This window comes from Streptomyces sp. NPDC090022 (assembly GCF_044748145.1).
Classification (GTDB): Bacteria; Actinomycetota; Actinomycetes; order Streptomycetales; family Streptomycetaceae; genus Streptomyces.
Map to the genome: position 1 here is coordinate 135460 of NZ_JBIVFN010000016.1, position 21590 is coordinate 157049.

Genomic DNA, 21590 nt, shown 5'->3' on the forward strand with positions numbered 1-21590 from the left:
CCGCGAGGACCGGTGCGAACGCAGCAACCAGGCGGCGCGCGCGGAGGCGCGGACACGGCGGAGGGCCCCCACGAGCGTGGGGCCCTCCGTGCCTGAGTAACTTGGTGCCCCCACTGTATTCGACCGGGCGCGGCCACGGGCAGCGGATTGCGCCGCACGTGCTCCGTGTCCGACGGGGCCGGGGATGTCCGTGCGGGCCCGCATGATCGACCCATGATGAAGAGCCTTCTCACCCACCTGTTATGGGGCACTTCCGTCTATACCGCCTTGGCTCTGTGGCTCGTCGGCCCGCAGTGGGCGGGCAGATCCCGCCGACCGCACGGGAGAGTGTTCCGGGCGGCCCGGCGCATCGGCTGGGGCCGAAGCTCGCAGGACCGCGCCGCCGAGGTCGTCGCCACCCTGGCCGCGCACGTCCCGGCCGGTGCGGAGCTCCCGGACGCGGGCCGCCTGCGCCTGCGACTCGAGGACCGCCGCTTCTCGGCCCTGTCGGTCCTGCTGGTGTGGCTGTTCCCGGGCCTGGGCGTCGTGGCGTGCGTGTTCCTGGTCCTCAACGGGGAGTTCTCCGAGGGGCGCCCGTGGCTGATGCCGCTGCTGTGGGGCATGTTCGGAGCGGTCCTGGTGCTCTGCGAGGTGGACCGCCGGATGCTGGCCCGGTCCCTGCCGCTGGAGCACACCACCCTCATGGCGGTGCGCGCCGTCGAGGCGTGCCGGCCGCCGGCGCGGGAGGACCGTGAGGCCCGCGGGTATTCGTACGGCTCCGCGGTCTGCGCCGCCGTCGACGACCTGTGCGCGGCGCTGGGCCGCTACGCCGAACTGGAGCCCCGGCGCACCGACCCGGTCCACCGGGCCAGGCTGCGCGCGCAGGCACAGGAGGTCGTACGCAACCTCCACGCGGCCAAGGTCCGCCTGGTGGACGGCGACCGGTCCGCACTCGGAGACCTGTACGCCATCGTCGCATCGCTCCTGTCCCGTACGGTCGCCCCGGCGCACGAGCCGGCCAGCGCCGGCCCCCTGGTCGCCACGGCCGCCCTCACGGCCGACCCCGCCTGGCAGGGCCCACCGCCCCGCACCGAGGCTACGGGGGCGAAGCTCCTCGGTTACGGCCTGTTCGTCGGCACCCTCATCGCCTTCGGCTGGCTGCTTTCCCTGCTGAACCTCCCCGAGGCGCTGTCCCTGCCCCTGCTGGTGGTCATGGCCGGCGCCATCCACCGCGCGCTCAAACACCGCCTCCCGGTCCCGGACCTGCCCCAGGACCTGACGCCTGCCGCGCCGTCGCCTGTTCCGTCCAGCCCTGCCAACCCGGGGGTGTGAAGTCGATGGTGAATCGTCGAGGTCGGCTTCAAGAGGATTCGGTGGGACAGGCGTCGTATGCACGGAATACCCGACTCTCTGAAAGTGCTCACAAACGCCCTTCGGCTCGCCTAAAGTCCCAGGTCAGTAAGTCTGCTCCCCGCGCACGCGGGGATTCCCCCTACCACGGCGTATCCGCCCCCCGCCGCTGCCACGCGTGGGACGGGAGGGACTCCGCCAGGGTGGTGAAGAAGCGCTGGTCGCGCCACGACTCGCGGTTGCCGATGACGAACAGGCGGCGTTTGGCGCGGCTCACCGCCACGTTGAGGAGGTTCGGGCGGGACGCCGCCCACGCCCGGGCGCCCGGCCGGCGCGGGTCCGTGCCCAGGACCAGGATGACGACGTCGGCCTCCTTGCCCTGGGTCGTGTGCACCGTACCGATGCGCCCCGGCGGCACCAGGTCCCGGCAGGCCCGTTGCGCGCCGGCCACGACCTGGCGGAACGGGCTGATCACGAAGACGTCCGCGCCCAGGTCCACGCCGCCCTCGTCCCGCAGCCGCTCCAGCACGCGCCGCAGCGCCCGCCCCTCCTCCGGGATCCAGTGCCCGTCCGCCTCCGTCGAGGCGACGTCCACCCAGCTGCTCGCCGGCGGGTAGGCGTACGGGGAGCGCCGCGCCGTGCCCTGCACCATCAGGCCGTCGTAGGCGATGGCGTTGCTGACGGAGAACATCGGGTCGTCGCACCGCCGGTGCACCCGCAGCGGTGCGCCCACCCACACCTCGTGCCGGCCGTCCGGCAGTTCGGCGGAGGCGGGCAGCAGGGTGCCGTAGCGGTTGGCGCGGTCGGCGAGCTGCTGCACCGACGTACGCCCCGGCGCCCATTCCTCCGCCGCGCCGAAGTCCTCGCGCAGCGCCCGCTGCGCGGTCCACGGCAGCACCACCACCGGTTCCAGCTGCAGCGGGTCGCCGACGACGACCGTACGCCTCGCCCGCCAGATACCGCCCACCGCCATCTGCGGGGCCGCCTGCCCCGCCTCGTCCACGAACAGCCAGCCCAGCGCCTCCTGCCCGAGCCGCGCGAAGACCCGGTCCAGCGACGCGAACGTCGTGGACACCACCGGTACCACGAGGAACAGGCTCTGCCAGGCCGCCCGCAGATGCGGCTCGGGCACGGTCGCGGGCACGGCGCCGGCGACCGCGTCCATGGCGGCCATCAGGTTGGCGTACATCGTGCGGGCGGTGCACCGCAGGAAGGCCCGGTGGAGTTCGAGGGCCGCGAGGAACACCTCCGTACGCGCCTTCGTGATCTCCGGATCCGACCACGGGGCGGCCAGCTCGCGCGTACGGTCGTCCGTGAGCCACGCCTCCTGCGGCACGAACCCCTCCCACCGGGCGCGCGCGGCGGCCACCGCCCCCTCGTCCCGTTCGCGCGCGGCGACCGCCCGTTCCAGCGCCGTACGCCGCCCCGCCAGCCGGTCCGCGGCCGCGCCCACCGCACCCCGTACGCCGTCCCGGCCCGCCCGCGCGGCCTCACGCGTACGCCGCGCACCGGCGACCACGGCCGCCGCCTCCGCCTCCTGCCCATGCCAGGAGCGCGCCGCCCGCCCCAGGGTGAAGAGGCTGACCGTGAAGCCGGGGCGGCGGGCCAGGTGGGCCCGGTGCGCGTGTTCCGCCTCGGACAGCACCTGCTCGGCGCGCTCCAGCGCCGCCTCCGCCGCTGGCAGGGTCTGCCGTGCGCGCTCCAGCTCCGCGGCCGCATGCTCCTCGCCGGCCCGGCTCCGGCGTACGGCCGCGTCGTGGTGCGGCAGCGCCGCGTACGCCTCGGCGGCCGTGGCCCGTTCGGCGCCCAGCTGTTCGGCCTCGGCGAGCGCCGCGTCGAACCGCTGGCGGGCCGCGCGCCACACCCCGGTCTGCGGGGTGTCGCGCCACTCCCGCAGCAGGTGGGCGAGGCCGGCGCCGCTGTCGATCCAGGCGTCGCGACGCGGTGCGCCGCGGCCGCTCCCTTCCGGCTGCCGGGGCGGGACGACGGACCGCGCCGACGGGGGAGGGGCGGTGCTGCCGGTGCCACTCCCGGCACCGGCACCGGCACCGGCACCGGCACCGGCACCGGCACCGGCGTCGGTGCGGCGGTACTTTCCGTGCCAGAAACGGTTGACGAACTCGAGACGGTTCTTCTTGCTGCCCAGGCGGGCGGCGACCGCGCCCCACGCCGGCTCGCCCTTGAGGAGGCGGGTGGCCTGCTCGGCGAAGTAGTCGGCCTCCTCGCGCCACGGCCCGCCGAGCGCGGCGCGGGCGGGGATCTCGGTGGAGATGTTCTCCACGGCGCCGTTGTTGGCGGAGGCGACGACCATCTCGAAGCCGGTGAACTCCGGGCGCAGCGGGGTGACCGTACGGGTGTAGTCGCCGCTCTTCCATACGTACGGCGCCTGCTCGGCGAAGGCCTGCGACGGCAGGCGCAGCGCGGCCAGGCGGCGGGCGCGCTCGACGACGGCCGCGGCGAAGCAGTCGCGCAGCATGGTCGTCTTGCCCGTGCCGGGCGGGCCGTTGACGGCGAAGACCCCGCCGGCCGGGGCGAGCTCGGTGTGCACGGCGTTGACCGCGAACTGCTGGCTGAGCGCCAGCGGATGCCCGGCGTCGGCCGGCCACCGGCCCAGCGGGGTCCGGCCCGGTGCGACCCCGCCGAGCACGAACGCGGGGTCCGCGCGTACGTCGAGGCGGCGCGAGGTGTCGAGGGCGGCCTCGGGGGTGAGGTAGGCGGCGAGCGCCGGCCCGGGATCGCGCCGGGCCAGCGCACGGGCCACCCGGTCCAGGTCGGCGGCGATGAAGCTGTTGAGGAAGTCCTGCTGGTCGGAGCCGTCGCCGACCCGGTCCAGCCGCACGGGCACGCTCCGCACGCGCACCCCGACCGGCTCCAGCGCCCCAGCGACACCCCAGGCATCGGCCAGCTTCCCGGTGAACGCCAGCAACTGCCGGACCCCGACCACCCCGCCGCCGACGCGCGCCACGTCGCCATCGGCGTCGGCGTCGGGGCCGGGCGGCTGCTCCTGACCGGCGCTGGTGCCGGGGCCAGGATTGGTGTGGCCGGCGTGGCAGGCGTGGCCGATGTCAGGCACCTCCCCGAGCTCACCGGCTCGCGTGTGCCAGGCGTCGGCCTCCTCCTGAAACTCGTCGAGCCAGCCGCGGCTGCCGGGGCCGGGGGAGAGGGCGCGGCCGGTGGCCCAGGCGCAGGAGGAGAAGACGGGGGAGTCGAGCAGCAGCCGGCCCTCGTCGGTGACGGTCAGCGCGAACAGCGCGCTCTCGCCGTCCATCCGGCCGTCGTGGTCCTCCTCGCTCCCCCCGAACACGCGCAGCAGGGTGTCGCGCACGGCGCTCAGGGCGTACGTCCCGCCGTACACGATGTGCTGCCAGCCGTACCCCGGCTCCAGCGGTACGGCTCGCAGCGGATGCCCGCCCTGCCAGGGCAACGGCTGATCGGTGGCCACGGCGTACACGCGCTCCCGGGCGGACAGCGCGGGCACCTTTTGCGGACTGAACAACTCCACGGCCCGCCAGTAGCCCACGACGCCGCTCCGGCGTAACCGCTCGCCGTCTCCCACCCCGCCGCCCATGCGCCCACTCCCCGTGATCGATGATCGCTACGGGCACCCTATGGCGGCGGAGGCGGGGCGAGCAGGCCGTTGCGGATCACGGTGGGTGAGCCGGGCGCGGGCCTGGGGCTGGAACGGCCGCGAGTAATACCCCAATTGCCGGATTCCGCGAAAGTGCGCGAAAACGGCTCCCTGCCCGCGTAGAGTCCCAGGTCAACAAGCCTGCTCCCCGCGCACGCGGGGATGACCCCCGGCGCCGAGGTTCAAGCCGGTCATTTTCATTGCTGCTCCCCGCGCGCGGGGATGACCCCGGATCCGCCGGCGGCACCACCAGCAGCAGCGACTGCTCCCCGCGCACGCGGGGATGACCCCGACTTCCGCACCTCCCCCGAGACCGGCCGGATCTGCTCCCCACGCACGCGGGGATGACCCCCCGGGGTTGATCGGCAGCGTGATGTCGTACTGCTGCTCCCCGCGCACGCGGGGATGACCCCGCGGAGTGCACGCCGCCGTCCTCGTCCACGTACTGCTCCCCGCGCACGCGGGGATGACCCCTGGACCACCGAGTCCTTCCTCGGCGCGCTGATCTGCTCCCCGCGCACGCGGGGATGACCTCAGAATCGGCATGACCGCGTGCATCGCGGCACCCTGCTGCCTGCGCACGCGGGGATGACCCCGAGGAGGCGACGCTTCCAGGCGTTCAGTTCCGCTGCTCCCGCGCACGCGGGGATGACCCCACCCCGGACAGGGCGGCGGCCTGCTCGGGCCCCTGCTCCCTGCGCACGCGGGGATGACCCCCTGCGACCCCTCGCTCCCAAAGCGAGTGCGCGCTGCTCCCCGCGCATGCGGGGATGACGCCTGCGACCACCCGCAGACGGGCCCGTCCGCATCTACTTCCCGCGCACGCAGGGTCGAGCAGCGGCTCGTCGCAGCTGGCACAGATCCGGTCGGCCGGCTGTCGCGAGGTCCCCCGGGCATGCGCGCGGACTACCGCATGCCGATGGGCCTGTCGGCCCTGTAGCCCACGGTCCCGGTCAGGACGCGGTCGGGGCCCGAGGGCGGCATGGAGGGGTCGAGGCAGACTCCGACGTGCGCGGCCCGGGCCCGCTGAGCAGTCAGCGCCCAGTCGTGGGACGGCCGGGGAAGCTGGAGCAGCGACTCGGGGTGCCCGTAGTCCAGGGCCCATGTGTCCCACGCGTAGTACAGGACGTGCCGCGTGCGGGGGTACGTCGGCCCCGCGTGCAGCCCGAGGCCGGCGGCGATCCCGCGGAGGTACCGGTCGATGCTGCCGCGCCGGCGGACGTCCGCCTCGGCGTGGCCCAGCATCACGGTCGGGCAGCCGGCCCGCAGCGCGTAGTGGACGGCCACCTCGGCGAGGAACTCCGGTCCCGGGGTGACGGCCCGGGGCTGGACGATCACCCGCGGGTTCCGGTGCCGATGAAGACGGAGGCGAGGACGCCGAGCGCCACGCGCCGGTACAGGACCTGCCCCGCCCCACCCCGGCGACTCACCGGGCAGCCCGAACGCAGTCGACGGGGGTCTCGAACTCGCGGTGGTCCCTTCCGCGGATGTACGCAGTCCGGGCGCCGGACTCCTCGATGAGGACCGCCCGCAGCTCACCCTCCCGCAGCGACCGGGTGTCCACGACCGGACGACCGATCAGCGGGTGGTCGGTGTGGCCGAACGAGTCGTCCGCGCGCGCCTTCATGCCGGTGCTCCCTACCGTCCTCAGCGGGTGTGGCACACACGATGACCCCATGGACGTCCTCATGGGAGGACTCGCGAGCGGACTCTTGAGGTCCTGTCGGGGGACGTATGGGCCCTCGATCCGATGAACCCTGGCGTACGAGAGGACGTCCTGGGACAGTGGACTCGCAGCCCTACCCGCAACGGGAGAACGGGAGTTGGAAATGACCCAGCCCACCGGCAACGCCCGCCTCCGGGCGGCCCGCCAAGCCGCCGGCTACCGCACCCAGCAGGAACTCGTCGACGCCATCGCCGCCCGCGGCATCCACATCGGCCTGCGCCAGGTCCGACGGTACGAGGCCGACAACCCGCCGCTCCCGCAGCCCGATGTACGGCAGGTCCTCGTCGACCTCCTCGGCCGCCCGCTCGACGAACTCGGCTTCAACGTGCCCCCCGGCAGCGGCCCGCAGGTGACGGGCAGCCTCCTCGCCCCGCCCAACCGCGGCCCGCTCCGTACCCCGACCGCCCCGCAGCCCGCCACCGCGGCAGCCGACTTCCTCGCCGTCACCCGCGCCCACCGCAGGCTCTACTGGACCGTCGCCCCGGCCACCCTCCACCCCGCCGTCGCCGCGCACGCCACCCTCGGCGGGCAACTCCTCGACGCCACCACCGGCCGGACCCGGCGAACCCTTGCCACGGCCCTCGCCGAGTCCTACCTCCTCGCCGGGCGCATCGAGTTCTTCGACCTTCGCGAACCCGAGCGCGCGAGCGACACCTGGGTCCGCGCCCTGCAAGCGGCCGGAGAGGCCGACGACGCACTCCTCGGCAGCGCCGTCCTCGCCCACATGGCGTTCATCCCCGGATGGGCCGGCCGGCGCGAGCCCGTCACCGAGCGCATGACCGCGGCCCGCACCTACGCCCGCCGGGCCCAGGCGCCCGGCTACTTCGTGGCCTGGCTCGACGCCGTCGAGGCCGAATGCGCCACGCTCTGCGGCGACACGCGGTCCGCGCTGAACCTGATCGCGCACGGCGAGAGCGTCATCGACGACACCGACCGGCCCGCCCCCGCATGGATGGACTGGTTCTCGGCCGTCCGCCTCGCCGCGTTCAAGGGCAACACCCAGCTGCGGGCCGGGCACCTGCCGCAGGCCCGGGAGACCCTGCTCGGCGCCCTGGACGGGCTCACCGCCGACGACGACAAGCAGCGCACCGTCATCCTCGGGGACCTGGGCGCCGTAGAAGCCGCAGCCGGACAGCCGCAGGCCGCGGCCGGGTACGCGCTGCGCGCGCTGGAGCTGCTGGAGGTCCACTGGTACGCGACCGGCCTGGAGCGGGTCCGCGAGGTGCGGCGCGCCCTCACCCCGTGGGAGCACGAGCCGTACGTACGCGACCTCGACGACCGGCTCTACGGCTGGGGGGCCGTGGTCAGCGCTCTCGCCTGTTGAACTCGGCGATCGAGGGGGACAGCTCGGCGAGGCTGTCGATGCGGAACGTCGGCAGCTCGCGGGCCTCCGGGGTGTCCCACTGGATCGTCGCCCACGGGCCCCGGCGGATGAGCGCGGTCTGCATGCCCGCGGCGGCGCCGGGGCGAAGGTCGTTGTCGACGCGGTCACCCACGTACAGGATCTCCGACGCGGCGGCCGGGACGACCGCAGCGACCCGCTCGAAGAACGCCGGATCCGGCTTCGAGGCGCCCCAGTCGTCCGAGGTGCCGATCAGGTCGACGTCCTTGGTGAACAGCTCGCGCAGCAGGCCGCCCGCACGGACGGTCTGGTTCCCGGCGATCGCGAGCCACAGACCGTCGGCGCGGAGCTGCGCGAGCGCGGGCCGGACGTCGGGGTAGAGATCGTCCTCGCCGAACCACTCCGGCTTGCCGGCGGCCGCGCGGGCCTCGCGCTCGGCCGTGAGGTCGAAGCCCGGCCTGAACGGCTCGAACACCTCGCGGTAGTCGCGGCCCTGCGCGATGACCGCCCCGAACATCGCGGCGAAGGTGTGCCGCGGGACCCCGAGCCAGTCGGCCCAGGTTCCGTACTCCCGGGTTTCGTCGACCAGGCACTCGCCGACATCGAACACCACAGCACGAATCGTCATGGCGTCAGCCTACGGGGGCGCGGACAGCACGAAGGGCGCCCCCTCCCGCCGGTGATGAGCACGCGCCAGTGGTCATACACCGCGTCGACGGACGTGCCGGAGCCCTGACGTACGCGACGGCCGTGCCGTATGCGAGGTGCTCGGTGGCACGGGGCGCGGGCGGGCCCGGACGACGGCCTCGAGGAGGACGGCGGAACGCAGCCGCCTGTGGATCCCCGTCCTGCCGCCGCTGGATGACATCCAGGAGAAATTGGACCATGTTTGCGGAATTGCCCAGTGATGACTGGTGCGGCCAGGTCGGCGCCGCTCCAGCCGACCCACAAGGTCCGGCTTCTCTCCAGCGCGGTGACGATCGAGCACGGCTGGCCGGGTACCACCTGGTGGCTTGCCCAGGCCCCGGCCGAAGGAGCGGTCCGAAGAGGTGCCCTCCCACGATCCCGACCTCTGTACTGCCTCGTTGCTCAGCACAGGATCGGCTCCGGCCCCTCACGCATCTGGAAGGGCGGGATCGAAGTTTGTATCCGGTGGGGCGGCGGACCACACGAGCGGAGAATTCGCTGGTTTTGAGGAGTTAAGGAGCAGTGTGGCTGAAATGTTCGATTCTCTGAAAGTAAGGAAAAACGGCGTTGGACTCGCCTAAACTCCCAGCTCAGCAAGTCTGCTCCCCGCGCACGCGGGGATGACCCCTCGTCATTTTTCGACACGTCCGCAGCGGCCTCCTGCTCCCCGCGCACGCGGGGATGACCCCTCAGCTGCTGTGCGGGCGAGCTGCGCGCGCTGCTGCTCCCCGCGCACGCGGGGATGACCCCTCGCCGTTGTGCCCAGCGTCGAGGCCATCGCCCTGCTCGCACGCGGGGATGACCCCAGGGACCAGCGCCCGACTCCAGGGTCCGCTGCTGAATCCCGGCACGCGGGGATGTCCGACGTGACCACCCCGGCCGATCCGGCTCGTCCCGTTCAGGGCGTTCACCCTGCCCGGATCACCCCAGGGGCGGCCCCTGGGACCCGTCCCGCACCTGGGCGTCAGATGACCGGAGGCCGGCCCAGCCTGGTCATACGCCATACCGTCCGCCACCGCATGGGCCGCCTGGGCGGGCATGGCACCCGTACGCCTTCGAAGAAGCCGGCCCACCAGGCGGCAAGGCCGGACAGCGGGGGGCGCTGCGCGATCGTGTACGCCGCCCAGGCGGCGAGGTAGGCCGGGACCAGGACGGCGGGCAGGTGCCGTTTGGCCAGCCAGACGCGGTTGCGGCCGGTGTTGCGGTAGTAGACCGCGTGCCGGGACGCCTCGGTGCGGGGGTGTTGCAGGACCATGTCCGCCCGGTAGTCGATGTCCCAGTCGGCGTCCAGCGCCCGCCAGGCGAAGTCTGTTTCCTCGTGGGCGTAGAAGAAGGGGGCGGGGAAGTCGCCGACCTGGTCGATCACGGTCATGCGGATGGCGTGGCCGCCGCCGAGGAACGTCGTCACCGGCCCGGACGCCAGGGGGTCCTTGCCGCCCAGGCGGGGGACGTGCCTGCGCTGACTCGCCCCGGTCTCGTCCGCGATGCGGAAGCCGGCGACGCCCAGGCGCGGTCTGTCGGCGAACGCTTCCCGGATCAGACGGAAGGTGTCGGTGCGGGGGAGCAGGCCGTCGTCGTCCAGGACCACGACGATGTCGGCGCCGCCCCGTTCGCGGAGCCACCGCACGCCGGCGTTGCGGCCGCCGGGGATCCCCAGGTTCTCCGGCAGTTCCACCCCGTCCACGCCATCCGGGAGGGGCGGGAGCTCGACGCCCTGGCCGAGGACGACCACGGTCGCCGGATCACCTTCCTGAGCGGTCACCGAGGCCAGCAGGGCCCCCAGTTCTGCGGGCCGGTCGCCCATGGTCAGGACCACAACCCCGATCTTCGGCATGTCCGTTGCCTGTTCCTTTCACACCTGGTTGTTGAGCAGATCGGTCGCCCGCTGGTGCAGGCTCGCCGCGTCGGCCACACCGCGGCGGCGGTACCGGCCCGCCGCCGCCTGGATCTCCCGTACCGCCTGCCGGTTGCGGTCGGAGACCACGCCGCCCATGAAGTCCAGGGACCGGGCCCACAGGCGTACGGCTTCCTCGTGCCGGTGCTGCCCGGCCACCGACCGCCCCAGGTTGGCCAGGGTCAGCCCGTGCTTGAGCTGGTAGGTGCCCGGCGTACGGCCCGCCAGGGCCCGCCGGTAGTGCCGTTCCGCCGCCGCGTGGTCCTTCATCGCGGTCAGGGTCCTGCCCATGTGCGAGGCGACGGTGGCCGCCACCGGCCCCGAGGCCGCGGCGTAGTCGGGGACCGGGTCCCGCGTGTCCGTCACAGCGTCCTCGGCGGCCAGCAGCGCCCGCGCCGCCCTGGCGTTCTGCCCGTCGGCCCCGTACGCCCTGGCGCACGTCACCAGCAGCAGGGCCTCGGTCTGCCGGTCGACCTTCCCCGCCGCCCTGCCCAGGGCCGCTTCGGCAAGCTCGGGACATGAGGCGGGGTGGCCCAGGTCAAGGGCTTGATGGGTCAGGGCCCGCATCATCCACGCGGCATGGCCGCTCGGGTCGGCCTCACACGCGAGCTGGTAGCCCAGCAGGTAGTACCGCTGGGCGGCGCCCTCCCGGCCGAGGTCGTGGTGTTTCCAGCCGACCAGGCAGGCCAGCTGCGCCGCCGCCCCGAACGCCTCGGAGCGGACCGTGGCGGACGGGAACCGGGCGGTCAGCATCGGTGCGACGGTGTCGGTCAGGTAGGCGGTGACGGTGGTCAGGCCATGACCGCCGCCCAGCCGCTCGTCCGCGCTGCGGAACGTCTCGGTCAGCTGCCGGACGGTCGTCACCTCGGCCGTGCCGACGCTGCCGCCCGTCCCGGCCGCTCGGAGCGTCGCGGCGACCGCTTCGTGGTCGTAGACCAGCGGCAGGCCGACGGCGGCGGCGGTGAACGCGGCGCCGAGGAAGTCGCGGCGACGTTGCATGACGGACCTCCCGAGATCGGCGATGACGGCCAGTGGATCGGCTTCCATGGCCCCGCCGCCTTCGCAGCCTAGACCGATCTCGGCGACCGTCACCCGCCGCTTGGTCCGTCTCGTCAGGGCCTCGGCGATGTAGAACGGCGTCTGGCCGGACGGTGTACCCCCGGCGACCCAGTAGGCGACGGCCGACGGCCCGGTGCTCAATCGCCGGCCGGCCTCGGCAGCCACGGAGCGGATCTCCCTGGCCAGCGCGTAGTACGTGGCCCCGGACTCGGCGATCACGTCCGCTAACGCGCTGTTCGGCGTCCGGTCCCCTGCCAAGGTCGGCCCCCTTGCACGTGGTCTTGAACGGGTTGAACGGGTTCCTGCCTTCCCCACCGTACTCAGCTGAGGCCCGGGCGAGTTCACTGTTCATCACGCCGCCCGGGGCCGCTCCACCGCTCCTTCCCAGGGAGCCCACCCCTGCCCCGGGCGGTCCCTGCCAGGCGGCGGGGAGGCGGTCCTGGGCCGGCCCGGCCGCAGCCTCCCCCGCCACCCTTCCCCACCACCCCTCCTCTCCCGCTTCCCTCCCGCTTCCCCTCCCGCTTCCCCTCCCGCCGAGTCCGAGGAGAACCGCCGTGCCGCTGCCCGACGCCGACCTGTCTTCCGCCCTCTCCGGTTCGACCGTGGTGGTCACCGGGGGCGGGGGCCTGGTCGGCTCCCGCATCACCGCCCGCCTTCGCGCGGCCGGGGCCCGCGTGATCGCCGTGGGCAGGCTCGACGCCTACCCCGCCACCGTCTACGCCGACCTGTTCGGCGTACACCCCACCGACCGCGACACCATCGTGGGCGACATCGCCGACGCGACGCTGATGGACCACGTCGTCCGGGAAGCCGACTACGTGATCCACGCCGCCGCCGTCGCCGACGTGGCCGCCTGCACCCGCAACCCCATGGCCGCGATCCAGACCAACGTCACCGGCACACAGGTCCTCCTGGACGCGGTCCGCCGCTGCAACGCCCGCGTACGCCGATTCGTATTCGTCTCCTCCGCGGCCGTCTACGGCAACGGCGACCCCAAGCGCCACGACGTGCAGACCTGGCACGAGGACCAGCCCCTGGCCCCGCTGTCGGTGTACGCCAACACGAAGGCGTGGGGGGAGGCGCAGACCGCGCTGGTGCTGGGCAAGGCCGGCGTCTCCTACACCTCGGTCCGCTATTTCTCCGTCTACGGCGAGCCCCAGACCGTCAAGGAGGGCTCGCACTCCTGGGTGGTCGCCTGGATGGCGATGCGCGCGAAGCTCGGCCTGCCGCTGCACCTGAACGGCGGCGGTCGGCAGGTCCGCGACTTCGTCCACGTCGAGGACATCGCCGAAGCCACCATCCGCGCCATGCTCGCCCCCGGCGCCGACCGGCAGAGCCTCAACATCGGCACCGGCCGGGCCACGTCCATCGCCGACGTGGCCCACCTCGTCCGCAACCACTACCCCGACGCCGAGTTCCAGGACCGGCCGCTGCCCGAAGGCGACCCGCTCGGCGGGACGGCCGGCACGGCCCGTATGGCCGCCGCCCTGGAGTGGGAACCCCGGATCACGGTGGCCGAAGGCGTGGCCCGCTACGTCGCCTGGCTCGACAACACCCCCGCCGCCCTGCCCGACTTCCTGCGCCGCGAGGCCGCCGAAGCCGCCTGACCCCGCCCGCCGCGACGACACGACAGGAGCAAGCCAGGTGCCCGAGTCCATCCGTATCGGTGACTACGTCCACGCCCCCGCAGCATCCGGCCTGCAGGCCACCGGCTACGCCGAGATCGGCGCGTTCGAGCTGTCCGACTTCCTCACCCGCTGGGACGTCCTCCACGACGACGCCCTGCAGGTCCTGCCCCAGCGAATCCACCCCACCGCCCAGATCCACCCCACGGCGATCATCGGTGAAGACGTGATCATCGGCCCCGGGGTGCGCGTCCACGAGTTCTCGACCGTCCGCAAGCGCTCCGTTCTCGCGGCCGGTGTCTCGGTCGGCTTCGGGTGCGAGGTCACGCACTCCTTCATCGGGGAGAACACCGTTCTCGGCCACCAGGTCGGCGTCGGCCACTCCATCATCGGGGCCGACGCCCACCTGTCCGCGAACCTCGTCATCGCGGCGATCAGCCTGTGGAACTACGACATGCGCGTACCCGTCAAGGAAATCGTCCTTCACGGCCCCGGCGACGAACCGCCGTACCGGTGCGCAACGTCCCAGTTCGGGGGCCTGATCGGCGACCACGTCCAGACCGGCAGCATGATCACCCTCGGCCCCGGCATCGCCGTGGGCCGGCACGCGACCATCGCGGCGAGCGTCTGCATGGGCAGCACCATCGTCCCCGCCGCCAGCGTCGTGCGATCTTCCTCACCCGAGGTGGTCATCGAACCCCGCCGCATCTGATGGCCCCGGCCGCACTCCGTCGGGGTGGGATGCCTGCGAGCGGCGCCCGAATTGCCGGATTCTGTGAAAGTGTGCGAAACGGGCTCCCTGCCCGCGTAGAGTCCCAGGTCAGCAAGCCTGCTCCCCGCGCACGCGGGGATGACCCCCCGTTCGCCAGGGCCTGCAGCGGGTCCACTGTCTGCTCCCCGGGAATGACACCGGCTGGGGTGCGTCGAGGACGCGGCCCGGACGTCGACGGACCCCGCTTCGCGCAGGAAGCCCGCCCAGGTCTCAGGGGTGTAGCTGTACCGGTAGGTGAACATGGCGGGTCCGGCGAATCCGTCCTTGTACATGCCCTGTGGGCCGTACGCGCCGGGAATGGCTGGCGGCTGGGAGAGGACGAAGACGCCCCGGGTTGAGAATCCTGGCCACCAGGGGGAAGAGGCGTTCGGGGGCGGTGAACCAGGCGGCGTCGCCGGAGACTGAGTAAACGGTATACCGCTCACCGCAGTTCGCGACGGCTACCGGGGAGAGGTTGACTGCGGTGACCTTCACGCCGCGCTCAGCGGCTGACCAAACGACGCTCGAATCGGCCCGTTCGCCCCTGCATGGGTGAGGGCACGCCCATCACCCTCCGCCGTCGTTTTCCCCGGTCGGGGTCCGGGACGTCGCTGGGGAAGAAAGGGACCGGCGCTGACGGCGTGCAGAGCCGCCGCCCTCGCGCACCTGCACTCCGCCGTCACCGGCGAGGACAGCGAAGCCTCGCGCCATCCGCGCCCGGGTGGCCGCCCGACACGGGGCGGCACGGGAGCGCTGAGGACGTCCGGCCGGTCAGGATTCGCCGGCGGCGCGGCCCAGTTCTCGCCGTACCTGTGACCAGGGGTCGGTGTCGTCCGCTCCGGTGATGCGGGCGTAGCCGGGCCCGAAGACGTACTCCAGCAGGAAGCCGTCCAGGTCCTTGCTCCACTGTTCGAAGTCGGGGCTTTGGGACCACACGACGCCGCGGTCGGGGAATCCCCAGACGGACTGGTCCGCGCGCCGCATGAAGAGGGGGTCCTCGTTCACCTTGCCGATGCAGTACCACTCGTCCTGCCCGAGTGGGACGGGGGCGCCGGGCGGGGTCTCGGCGTAGAACTGCGACAACGGTGCGGACTTGGCGTCGAAGAGGACGATGCGTCCGAAGATGCCGCCGTTGGCCGTCTTGAGGTAGTCCTGGTACGGGTCGGGGATCGAGGGGTCCAGGGACTTGCCGAAGCCACCGCTGAAGCCCTTGGGGACTTGGTTCATCATTTCCCAGTCCATGTTCTGCGGGAGGAGGTCTCGGGCGGCGGCGAGCAGTGTCGCCAGTTCCGTGCTGGTCATCGCGGTGGTCCTTCGATCCTGATCCTGATGGGAGTGTAATCGGGGAGGTTCTGTATCTGGCCCCAGATCTGGTTGCCGATCCGCTGGTTCGTGAAGGCGTCCAGGATGTGAAGGTTGCTGGCGTGGTCGGGGCCGCCGATCTGGAGTTCCCACACGTGGTCGGGGTTCATCCGCTGGCGGATTCTGCTCACCAGTTGCTCGGCGAAGGCCTTGTTCTGGGAGGCGAACTGTTTCCAGACCCGTTTGATGAGTTCGGACTTGTAGTTGTTGGTGATGGAGGTGTCCCGTGCGACCGGGTTGGGGGCCTTGAACAGCACCCCGGCGTCGCTGAGCCGCTGCAGGGCGTCGGCCTTGAGCTTGAACTGCTGCTTGGGCATGCCCGGTATCCAGCGCACGGTGACCTCGACGGGGTCCAGGTCCGTACACGGCGTGAGCCCGTTGGGGTCCATGACCGTGAGCGGGCTGGGGACGTAGGCGTAGTGGTTGGGGGCCGCTGCCAGGCCCAGCGGGTCGGGCGTCACATAGCGGGCCGTGTCCGGGTCGTAGTGCCGGAAGTGGTTGTAGTGCAGCCCGGTCTCGTGATCGGCGTACTGGCCGGGGAACCGCAACGGGGTGTACGCGGTCGCCGTCTGGTTCCAGCTGGTGGTGCCCCACAGCGTCGACCTGGTGCGCCACGCTGTTCCACCGGCTTCGTCGACGAGCTCGGTGGGGGCTCCTACGAGGTCGGTGACGATGGCGAAGAAGCGTGAGTCGGCATCGGTGCCCGGCTGCGCGCCACCGCGGTTCTCCAGCTGCGTCAGTGGCCGGAACCCGTCGTACTCCCAGCTGAGCGTGGCGCCGGTCAGGGTGTCCTGCTGCTCGGCCAGACGGGTGCCGTCCCAGCAGAAGCGGACCTCCTCGAGGACCGCACCGAAGTCGTCGTGCCGGCACTTGGCGGTGCGGCGGCCGAGGGGGTCGTAGCGGTAGGTCCAGCGGACCCCGTCGGGAGTGGTGCACGCCGTGAGGCGGTCCTCACCGTCCCACTCGTACCGCCAGATGTCCGGTTTGCGGGATAATCGCGTCTTGCGGCGCTCCACGATACGGCCCGCGGCATCGTGGACGACGCTGATGGCGCCGGCGGACAGCAGCCGGCTCCCGCGGTAGGCGCGGGTACCGCGCGCCTCGGGATGCGGCGCCCGGTCGGGCCACTGGGCCGAGATCTGGTTGCCGGCCTCGTCGTAGCCGTACTGCTCGGCCCAGTCCGGAGCCGAGACGGTCAGCGGACGACCCACCGGGTCGAGGTCGTAGGTGCGGGCCGCCCCGGTGAGCCGGTCCGTGACGGCGAGAAGCTCGTCGTCGGCCCGATACCGGTAGGAGCGGGAACGGATCACGGCGCCGCGGCGCGTGAGCGTGCTCCCGCTCAGCCGCCCCTTGGTGTCCCACGTGCTGTGCAGGGCGACGGCGGCGTCCTGGCCGAAGACGCGACTGGTCTCGTGACCGGCCGGGTCGAACGTGAAGGCCAGCCGACGGCCTCCCGTGACCAGTTCGGTGCGGTTGCCCGCAGCATCGTAGGAGAGCAGGCTGACGGCGTTGCCGGGAGTGGTACGCGTCAGGCGGCGGCCGAGTCCGTCGTAGGTGAAACGGATGCTTCGTCCGTCGACCGTCTCGGACAGGACGCGGCCGAGCGTGTCCCGCTCCAGAAGCAGTTCCGAGTCCGGTGCGGCCGCCCGGGCCAGCCGGCCGGCCGGGTCGTACGCGTAGCGGGTCACGACGCCGTCCACCTCTTTGGACGTGACCCGCCCCATGCCGTCGTACCGGAAGCCGATGGTCGACCCGGTCGGCGACGTCCGCCGGATGATCCGGCCGAGCGCGTCGTAGTCGTAGGACAGCCTCCGACCGTCGAAATCGGTCTCCGAGGAGAGCCGGCCCGCAGCGTCGTGAGTGTAGGTCCAGGACAGGTCCTGTGGATTGCGAACGGACGTCAGGCGCCGCTCGGTGTCGTACGAGAACGTGTGGCGCGCACCGTCGGGGTCGGTACGCGAGGTGATCAGATCGAAGTGGGTGTAGGTGAAACGAGTGATACCGCCCGCCGCGTTCGTGTGGCTCAGGCAGTTGCCCTCGGCGTCGTAGGTCCAGGTCTCCTGCGTGCCGTCGGGGTGGGAGCGTCGGGTGAGGAGCCCTTCGGTGGTCCACTCCATCCTGACGCCCGCGCCTTGCGCGTCCGTGATGGACACCGGGCGCCCGAAGGCGTCCCGGACCATGGAGGTGGTGTTGCCGAGCGGATCAGTGAGGGCGAGCGGCACACCCGCCGCGTCGTTGGCGGTGTGCTCCACCTCCCCACCGGGTCCGGTCACGGTGGTCAGCGCGCCCGAGGCGTCGCACGAGAAGCGGGTCTCGGCGCCGTCCGGGGCGGTGACGGTCACCAGGTTGCCGCGCTCGTCGAACTCCTGCCGCCACAGTGCTCCGTCGGGGCCGGTCACGAGGACGGGCAGGTTCAGTTCGTTGTACTCGGCCGTGGCGACGGTCCCGTCCGGCAGCGCCACTGCGACGGGAAGCCCCCGTTCGTTCCACGTCCACGAGGTGGTGTGGCCCAGGGCATCGGTCACGGTGGCCAGGCGGCCCTCCGCGTCGTACGACCTCTGGCTGGTCCCCCCGAGGGGATCGGTCTCGGCCACCACCTGATAGTGCTCATCGAGCTGGAAGACGCTGGTCGCTCCCTGGGAGTTCGTGTAGCGGGTGACCGGGTGACCGGTCAGCGGATGGACGTCGTACGCGAACGCGGACGACAGGATGCCGTCTGGGCCGACGGTACGCACCACACGGCCGTCCGAGTCGTACACGTACGTGAAGCTCGTATCGTTGCGGTCGGTCCAGGACGTCATACGGCCATCGGCGTCATAGGAGAAGCGCAGGGGCAGCCCGGAAGAATTCACGACCGCGTCGAGGTGGCCCACCTCGTCGTACCGGTAGTCCGTGACCCGGCACAGCCCCTCGGGGGTGCGCAAAGCCAGTCCGCACACGCGTTCGTCCCTCACGTCGACGGTGACCTGGTACCCACCGCTGTGCGCGACCACGGTGGGAGCGCCGTCCCCCCGGCGGGCGAAGACGATCGCGTTGCCGTTGCGGTCCGCGATCTCCGTCAGCCACCAGGCGGTCGATTCGTGGTAGGGGCTGCCGCTGAAGGAGCGGACTTCGCCCGTGCGCGGGTCGGTGATCCTGTATGTGGTCAGAGCGTTGGACTCCCCGCCGTACGAGAGGGGCAGTCCCGGACCGGCAACCGGCATGACGGGGTCGTCGCCGCGTTGCGGAAGGCGGGGATACACCAGGCAGGATCCGTCTTCCCGGGCCCATATGGCTCCGGAGCCGACCGAATCCGATTCCAGCCGTTCGTCGAGCGCGGAGGCCCAGCTCGGGCCGAACCACTGCCCGTACCGGTAGCCGGACAGGTGGGTGCGCTGGAGGATCAGCTCCAGCACACCCGGCAACGCCAGATCGGTCTGGGTGAGCGTCATTTCCCCCGTCGCCACGTCGACCGGGTCGTTCTTGCAGGTCTTCTGCTTGAGGGGGATGCCGTGCCGCTTGGGGTCGCTTTTCACGCCCGCGAGTGCGTTCGGTCTCGTTCGGGTGGACGGGTCGCCTCTGCGTGAGCCCGGCACACCTGGACCGGACCTGCCCCGCCCGCCCTCCTCGTCCTTTCTGGCCTTCGCGAGGCGGGCGGCGAGGGCGTCGTCGTTGTTCTTGTGGTCGGTGGAGATCTGCTTGACGGCCTTGGGGAGGGTCTTGCCGACGTGGTCGCCGACCTGCTTGGTGGCCTTCATCAGGGCGGCTATGGCCTTGTCGGCGACCGGGTCGATGGCCTGCGCGATGGAGTCCCGGCCCCGGGTACGGCCGTGCGCGGTCTTGGCCTTGGTCAGCTTGGAGGTGGTCCTGCCGTGGATGTTGGTGCTGACCCCGGCGAGTTTGGTGTGTGCGCGGTCGTGCTCGTCGTGGTCGATGAACAGGTCCGAGAGCCCGCTCCCGCCACCGCCGCTGCCGCCGGCGGAGGCCAGGTTGAGGGACTCCTTGCCGGACTGGACACCGTCGTTGAAGCCGTCCTTGCCCGCCTGCTTGGTCTGGTCGACGTCGACCCCGTCCTGGAGGCCGATCGCCACCGCGCCGAGCTGGACGACGAGGTCGGCGGCCATCCCTTCCAGCGCGGCGACGGCCGGCTCCGTCATGGCCGCGACGATATGGGCGACGGCCTCCTCGGCCGCCGCCGTGAGCAGCTTCAGGAGCTGCTTCTTCGTGAAGGCGATGGCGCCCGCGCCGAGCAGCGCGGACAGCCCGCCCGTCACCGGGATCAAGGCCATCGCCAGCCCCGTCTGGCCCGCGAGCAGGCCCAGTTCGGCGACGGCCTTGACCTTCATGGCCTCGATCGCCCCGGCCGCCATGTCCAGGGCACCCGCGATCGTCCGCGCCGCGGAGACGATGTCCTTGAGGTGCTTGCCCTTGACGGTGTTCCAGTGCTCGTCGAGGGCCTTGATGGATTCGCCCTCGCCGGAGGACAGCAGCCGCTCGAAGTGGTTGTTGGCGAGCTGCCCGTCGTCCGCGAGGTCCTCGGCGAACTCCCGCAACGCGTCCGCCATCTCGCGGTAGGCGTCCTCGTCGACGTTCGGCCAGTTCACCCCGACCAGATCCAGCAGAGTGTCGGCCCAGTCCGGAACCGTGATCGCCATGTCCCCGAAACCCCCGTGACGAAACTGATCAAGAAGCGAACAGTCCTACCATCTGACCATCTTGATGATGAATCAGCCATAACATAATCAGCCTCCACTGCGCCTTCCCGCGCCGGAACCGGCAGCTGCTGAGGCGCTGCCGGCCACGAGCAGTCTGGCCCGAGGGTCTGGCTCGGTGGAGGCGGTCTCATGCGGTGGTGTGCACGTCTGCCTCGTGGAGTACGAGGAGGAGAACGGCAAGCCGGTGCCGCCGCAGTTCGCGTACGCCCACGACGGCCGCCTGCTGAGCGCGTGCAATCTGCACCTGGATGCTTCGTGGGGCTACGACGGGGTCGACGGAGACCCTGCGACAGCCGCTCGCCTGCAGGATCTGCTGACCGCCGCAGGCCTGCCCGACCACGAGAGGGCACGCGGGGAGGTCCACCGCATCGCGCTGGGGGTCGTGGAGCGGTTCTTCGGCCTCTCGCTGCCGAAGGCCCCGATTGTCGAAGGAACCCTGCCGGCCGTCGTACTGGAACCGGCGTAGTCACCACGCGGGCCCGCCCCTGATGCCTGCCTGCGCGGCCTGAGCTACAGGTCGTCCGGCCGGGCGGTCCTCCCCCGCGCCGCCTGGACCTGGTGCCAGGGGTTCTGGGACCTGGACTGGGCGCGGTCGAGGTACTCGCGCTTGACCGTGGCCGACCCGGGTTTCCATCGGCCCTGCCGGGTCGGGTCGCCGCCGGCGTCCGCGATCTCCTGCGCGCCCCCGCGCCGCAGGCCGTGCGAGGTGATCAGGTGCCAGCCGGGCAGGCCGGCCAGGTACGCGCGGTGGCGGACCCAGTCGTTGACGGCGTCGCCGGTGACGTAATCGCCGCGCGCGGTGGCCGCGGAACGGTTCTGGAGCCTGCCCTTGGATGTGAGGGCGCGCAGCAGCGGGCCGTCGTACACCCGCATGCGGTGCAGGCGGTCCAGCCAGTCCCGTACGGCGGCGACCGGGTCGTAGCGCGGGTCGGCGGGATCCGCGGGGACCGAAGGTGCTCTCGCCCTTGCCCTCCTGGTCGGTCTTGGAGTACGCGATCCACAGGTCGACCCCGGCGGTGCGCGCTCCTGGTCGGCCGCGGGGCCCTCAACCGCCGTATCGAGCTGGCCGATCTGGACATCGCCGACGTCGAAGTCGAGGGGGGGCCGCCGGTCGGCGGGGCCGGACCGGGGCGGGCAGCAGCTCGTCCCGGATGTGGTCGTCCTCGACGATCTCGGCCTCGAGGACTTCGACGTCCTGGGCGGCGCTCAGGCCCGCCGCCACTGCTGCCGCCCCCTGATCCCCGCTCATGAGCCACTCCCCTGAACATCGTTCCTGGGCAATCACCCTTGTATAAGAGAATTTATACGAGGGTGTGTACGTGAGCTCCCGGACCGCAGCCGAGGAGGGGACCCCGAGCACGGCATCCCGCGGGAGCCGGCCAGCAGCGCCCCGGCAGGTCGACGGACTCCTCCGGGTGCGAGCTCACATCAACGTTTGGGTGTGGTCCGGTCCGGCAGTCCCGGTTACCGACAGGGGATACCGCTCCCGGGAT

General features: G+C 72.0%; 14 protein-coding genes. 5 read left to right on the top strand and 9 right to left on the bottom strand.

Annotated features, from left to right (window positions below; all coding sequences use genetic code 11):
- Positions 1-213: 213 nt before the first annotated feature.
- Entirely contained in the window at positions 214-1311 is a 1098-nt protein-coding gene (locus tag ACIPXB_RS25480) for a hypothetical protein (RefSeq protein WP_401453666.1), read from the top strand.
- 160 nt (positions 1312-1471) lie between these two features.
- On the opposite strand, the gene ACIPXB_RS25485 is transcribed toward ACIPXB_RS25480, so the two are convergent.
- From ACIPXB_RS25485 to ACIPXB_RS25495, 3 genes are all read right to left on the bottom strand, one after another.
- A complete protein-coding gene (locus ACIPXB_RS25485; protein ID WP_401453668.1) occupies positions 1472-4897 on the bottom strand; it encodes an AAA domain-containing protein in 3426 nt (1141 codons plus the stop codon).
- 966 nt (positions 4898-5863) lie between these two features.
- Positions 5864-6295: a hypothetical protein gene (locus ACIPXB_RS25490; RefSeq protein WP_401453670.1), complete on the bottom strand. Its 432-nt coding sequence runs from the start codon at positions 6293-6295 to the stop codon at positions 5864-5866.
- 88 nt (positions 6296-6383) lie between these two features.
- The gene (locus ACIPXB_RS25495; protein WP_401453672.1) at positions 6384-6584 is read right to left on the bottom strand and encodes a hypothetical protein; all 201 of its coding nucleotides are present in this window, start codon (positions 6582-6584) and stop codon (positions 6384-6386) included.
- A 202-nt stretch (positions 6585-6786) separates the two neighbouring features.
- Between ACIPXB_RS25495 and ACIPXB_RS25500 the strand changes: the two genes are divergently transcribed.
- A complete protein-coding gene (locus ACIPXB_RS25500) occupies positions 6787-8007 on the top strand; it encodes a transcriptional regulator (RefSeq protein WP_401453674.1) in 1221 nt (406 codons plus the stop codon).
- On the opposite strand, the gene ACIPXB_RS25505 is transcribed toward ACIPXB_RS25500, so the two are convergent.
- The 3 genes from ACIPXB_RS25505 to ACIPXB_RS25515 all read right to left on the bottom strand — a co-directional run bounded on the left by ACIPXB_RS25505 (position 7988) and on the right by ACIPXB_RS25515 (position 11923).
- Positions 7988-8653 (bottom strand): HAD family hydrolase, encoded by a 666-nt coding sequence (locus ACIPXB_RS25505; protein WP_401453676.1) that lies wholly within the window; start codon positions 8651-8653, stop codon positions 7988-7990. The genes ACIPXB_RS25500 and ACIPXB_RS25505 overlap by 20 nt on opposite strands.
- 1023 nt (positions 8654-9676) lie before the next feature.
- Positions 9677-10546 (bottom strand): glycosyltransferase family 2 protein, encoded by an 870-nt coding sequence (locus ACIPXB_RS25510; RefSeq protein WP_401453678.1) that lies wholly within the window; start codon positions 10544-10546, stop codon positions 9677-9679.
- Positions 10547-10564: 18 nt separating this feature from the next.
- Positions 10565-11923, bottom strand: coding sequence for a tetratricopeptide repeat protein (locus tag ACIPXB_RS25515; protein WP_401453680.1), 1359 nt, complete (start codon positions 11921-11923; stop codon positions 10565-10567).
- 296 nt (positions 11924-12219) lie between these two features.
- Here ACIPXB_RS25515 and ACIPXB_RS25520 point away from each other — a divergent pair, with 296 nt between their 5' ends.
- Both ACIPXB_RS25520 and ACIPXB_RS25525 read left to right on the top strand, forming a co-directional pair.
- Positions 12220-13272 (top strand): NAD-dependent epimerase/dehydratase family protein, encoded by a 1053-nt coding sequence (locus tag ACIPXB_RS25520; protein ID WP_401453682.1) that lies wholly within the window; start codon positions 12220-12222, stop codon positions 13270-13272.
- Positions 13273-13309: 37 nt separating this feature from the next.
- Positions 13310-14002, top strand: a complete 693-nt coding sequence (locus tag ACIPXB_RS25525) for a transferase (protein WP_401453684.1) — start codon at positions 13310-13312, stop codon at positions 14000-14002.
- Between the two features lie 810 nt (positions 14003-14812).
- On the opposite strand, the gene ACIPXB_RS25530 is transcribed toward ACIPXB_RS25525, so the two are convergent.
- Positions 14813-15343 (bottom strand): hypothetical protein, encoded by a 531-nt coding sequence (locus ACIPXB_RS25530; RefSeq protein ID WP_401453686.1) that lies wholly within the window; start codon positions 15341-15343, stop codon positions 14813-14815.
- Positions 15340-20037, bottom strand: a complete 4698-nt coding sequence (locus tag ACIPXB_RS25535; protein ID WP_401453688.1) for an RHS repeat-associated core domain-containing protein — start codon at positions 20035-20037, stop codon at positions 15340-15342. The genes ACIPXB_RS25530 and ACIPXB_RS25535 overlap by 4 nt, the downstream gene beginning before the upstream one ends.
- Positions 20038-20236: 199 nt before the next feature.
- Between ACIPXB_RS25535 and ACIPXB_RS25540 the strand changes: the two genes are divergently transcribed.
- A complete protein-coding gene (locus tag ACIPXB_RS25540; protein WP_401453690.1) occupies positions 20237-20563 on the top strand; it encodes a hypothetical protein in 327 nt (108 codons plus the stop codon).
- Positions 20564-20607: 44 nt separating this feature from the next.
- Here the strand turns inward: ACIPXB_RS25540 and ACIPXB_RS25545 are convergent, their stop codons facing one another.
- Positions 20608-20970 carry a hypothetical protein gene (locus tag ACIPXB_RS25545; protein ID WP_401453692.1) on the bottom strand — a complete coding sequence of 121 codons (363 nt, stop codon included), beginning with the start codon at positions 20968-20970 and terminating at the stop codon, positions 20608-20610.
- Between the last annotated feature and the right edge of the window lie 620 nt (positions 20971-21590).

Excerpts from the sequence above, each read along its gene's own strand:
- ACIPXB_RS25495 (WP_401453672.1), bottom strand. The coding sequence starts at position 6,584 with ATGAAGGCGCGCGCGGACGACTCGTTCGGCCACACCGACCACCCGCTG.
- ACIPXB_RS25545 (WP_401453692.1), bottom strand. The coding sequence starts at position 20,970 with ATGCGGGTGTACGACGGCCCGCTGCTGCGCGCCCTCACATCCAAGGGC.
- ACIPXB_RS25530 (WP_401453686.1), bottom strand. The coding sequence starts at position 15,343 with ATGACCAGCACGGAACTGGCGACACTGCTCGCCGCCGCCCGAGACCTC.
- ACIPXB_RS25485 (WP_401453668.1), bottom strand. The coding sequence starts at position 4,897 with ATGGGCGGCGGGGTGGGAGACGGCGAGCGGTTACGCCGGAGCGGCGTC.
- ACIPXB_RS25505 (WP_401453676.1), bottom strand. The coding sequence starts at position 8,653 with ATGACGATTCGTGCTGTGGTGTTCGATGTCGGCGAGTGCCTGGTCGAC.
- ACIPXB_RS25535 (WP_401453688.1), bottom strand. The coding sequence starts at position 20,037 with ATGGCGATCACGGTTCCGGACTGGGCCGACACTCTGCTGGATCTGGTC.
- ACIPXB_RS25500 (WP_401453674.1), top strand. The coding sequence starts at position 6,787 with ATGACCCAGCCCACCGGCAACGCCCGCCTCCGGGCGGCCCGCCAAGCC.
- ACIPXB_RS25480 (WP_401453666.1), top strand. The coding sequence starts at position 214 with ATGATGAAGAGCCTTCTCACCCACCTGTTATGGGGCACTTCCGTCTAT.
- ACIPXB_RS25510 (WP_401453678.1), bottom strand. The coding sequence starts at position 10,546 with ATGCCGAAGATCGGGGTTGTGGTCCTGACCATGGGCGACCGGCCCGCA.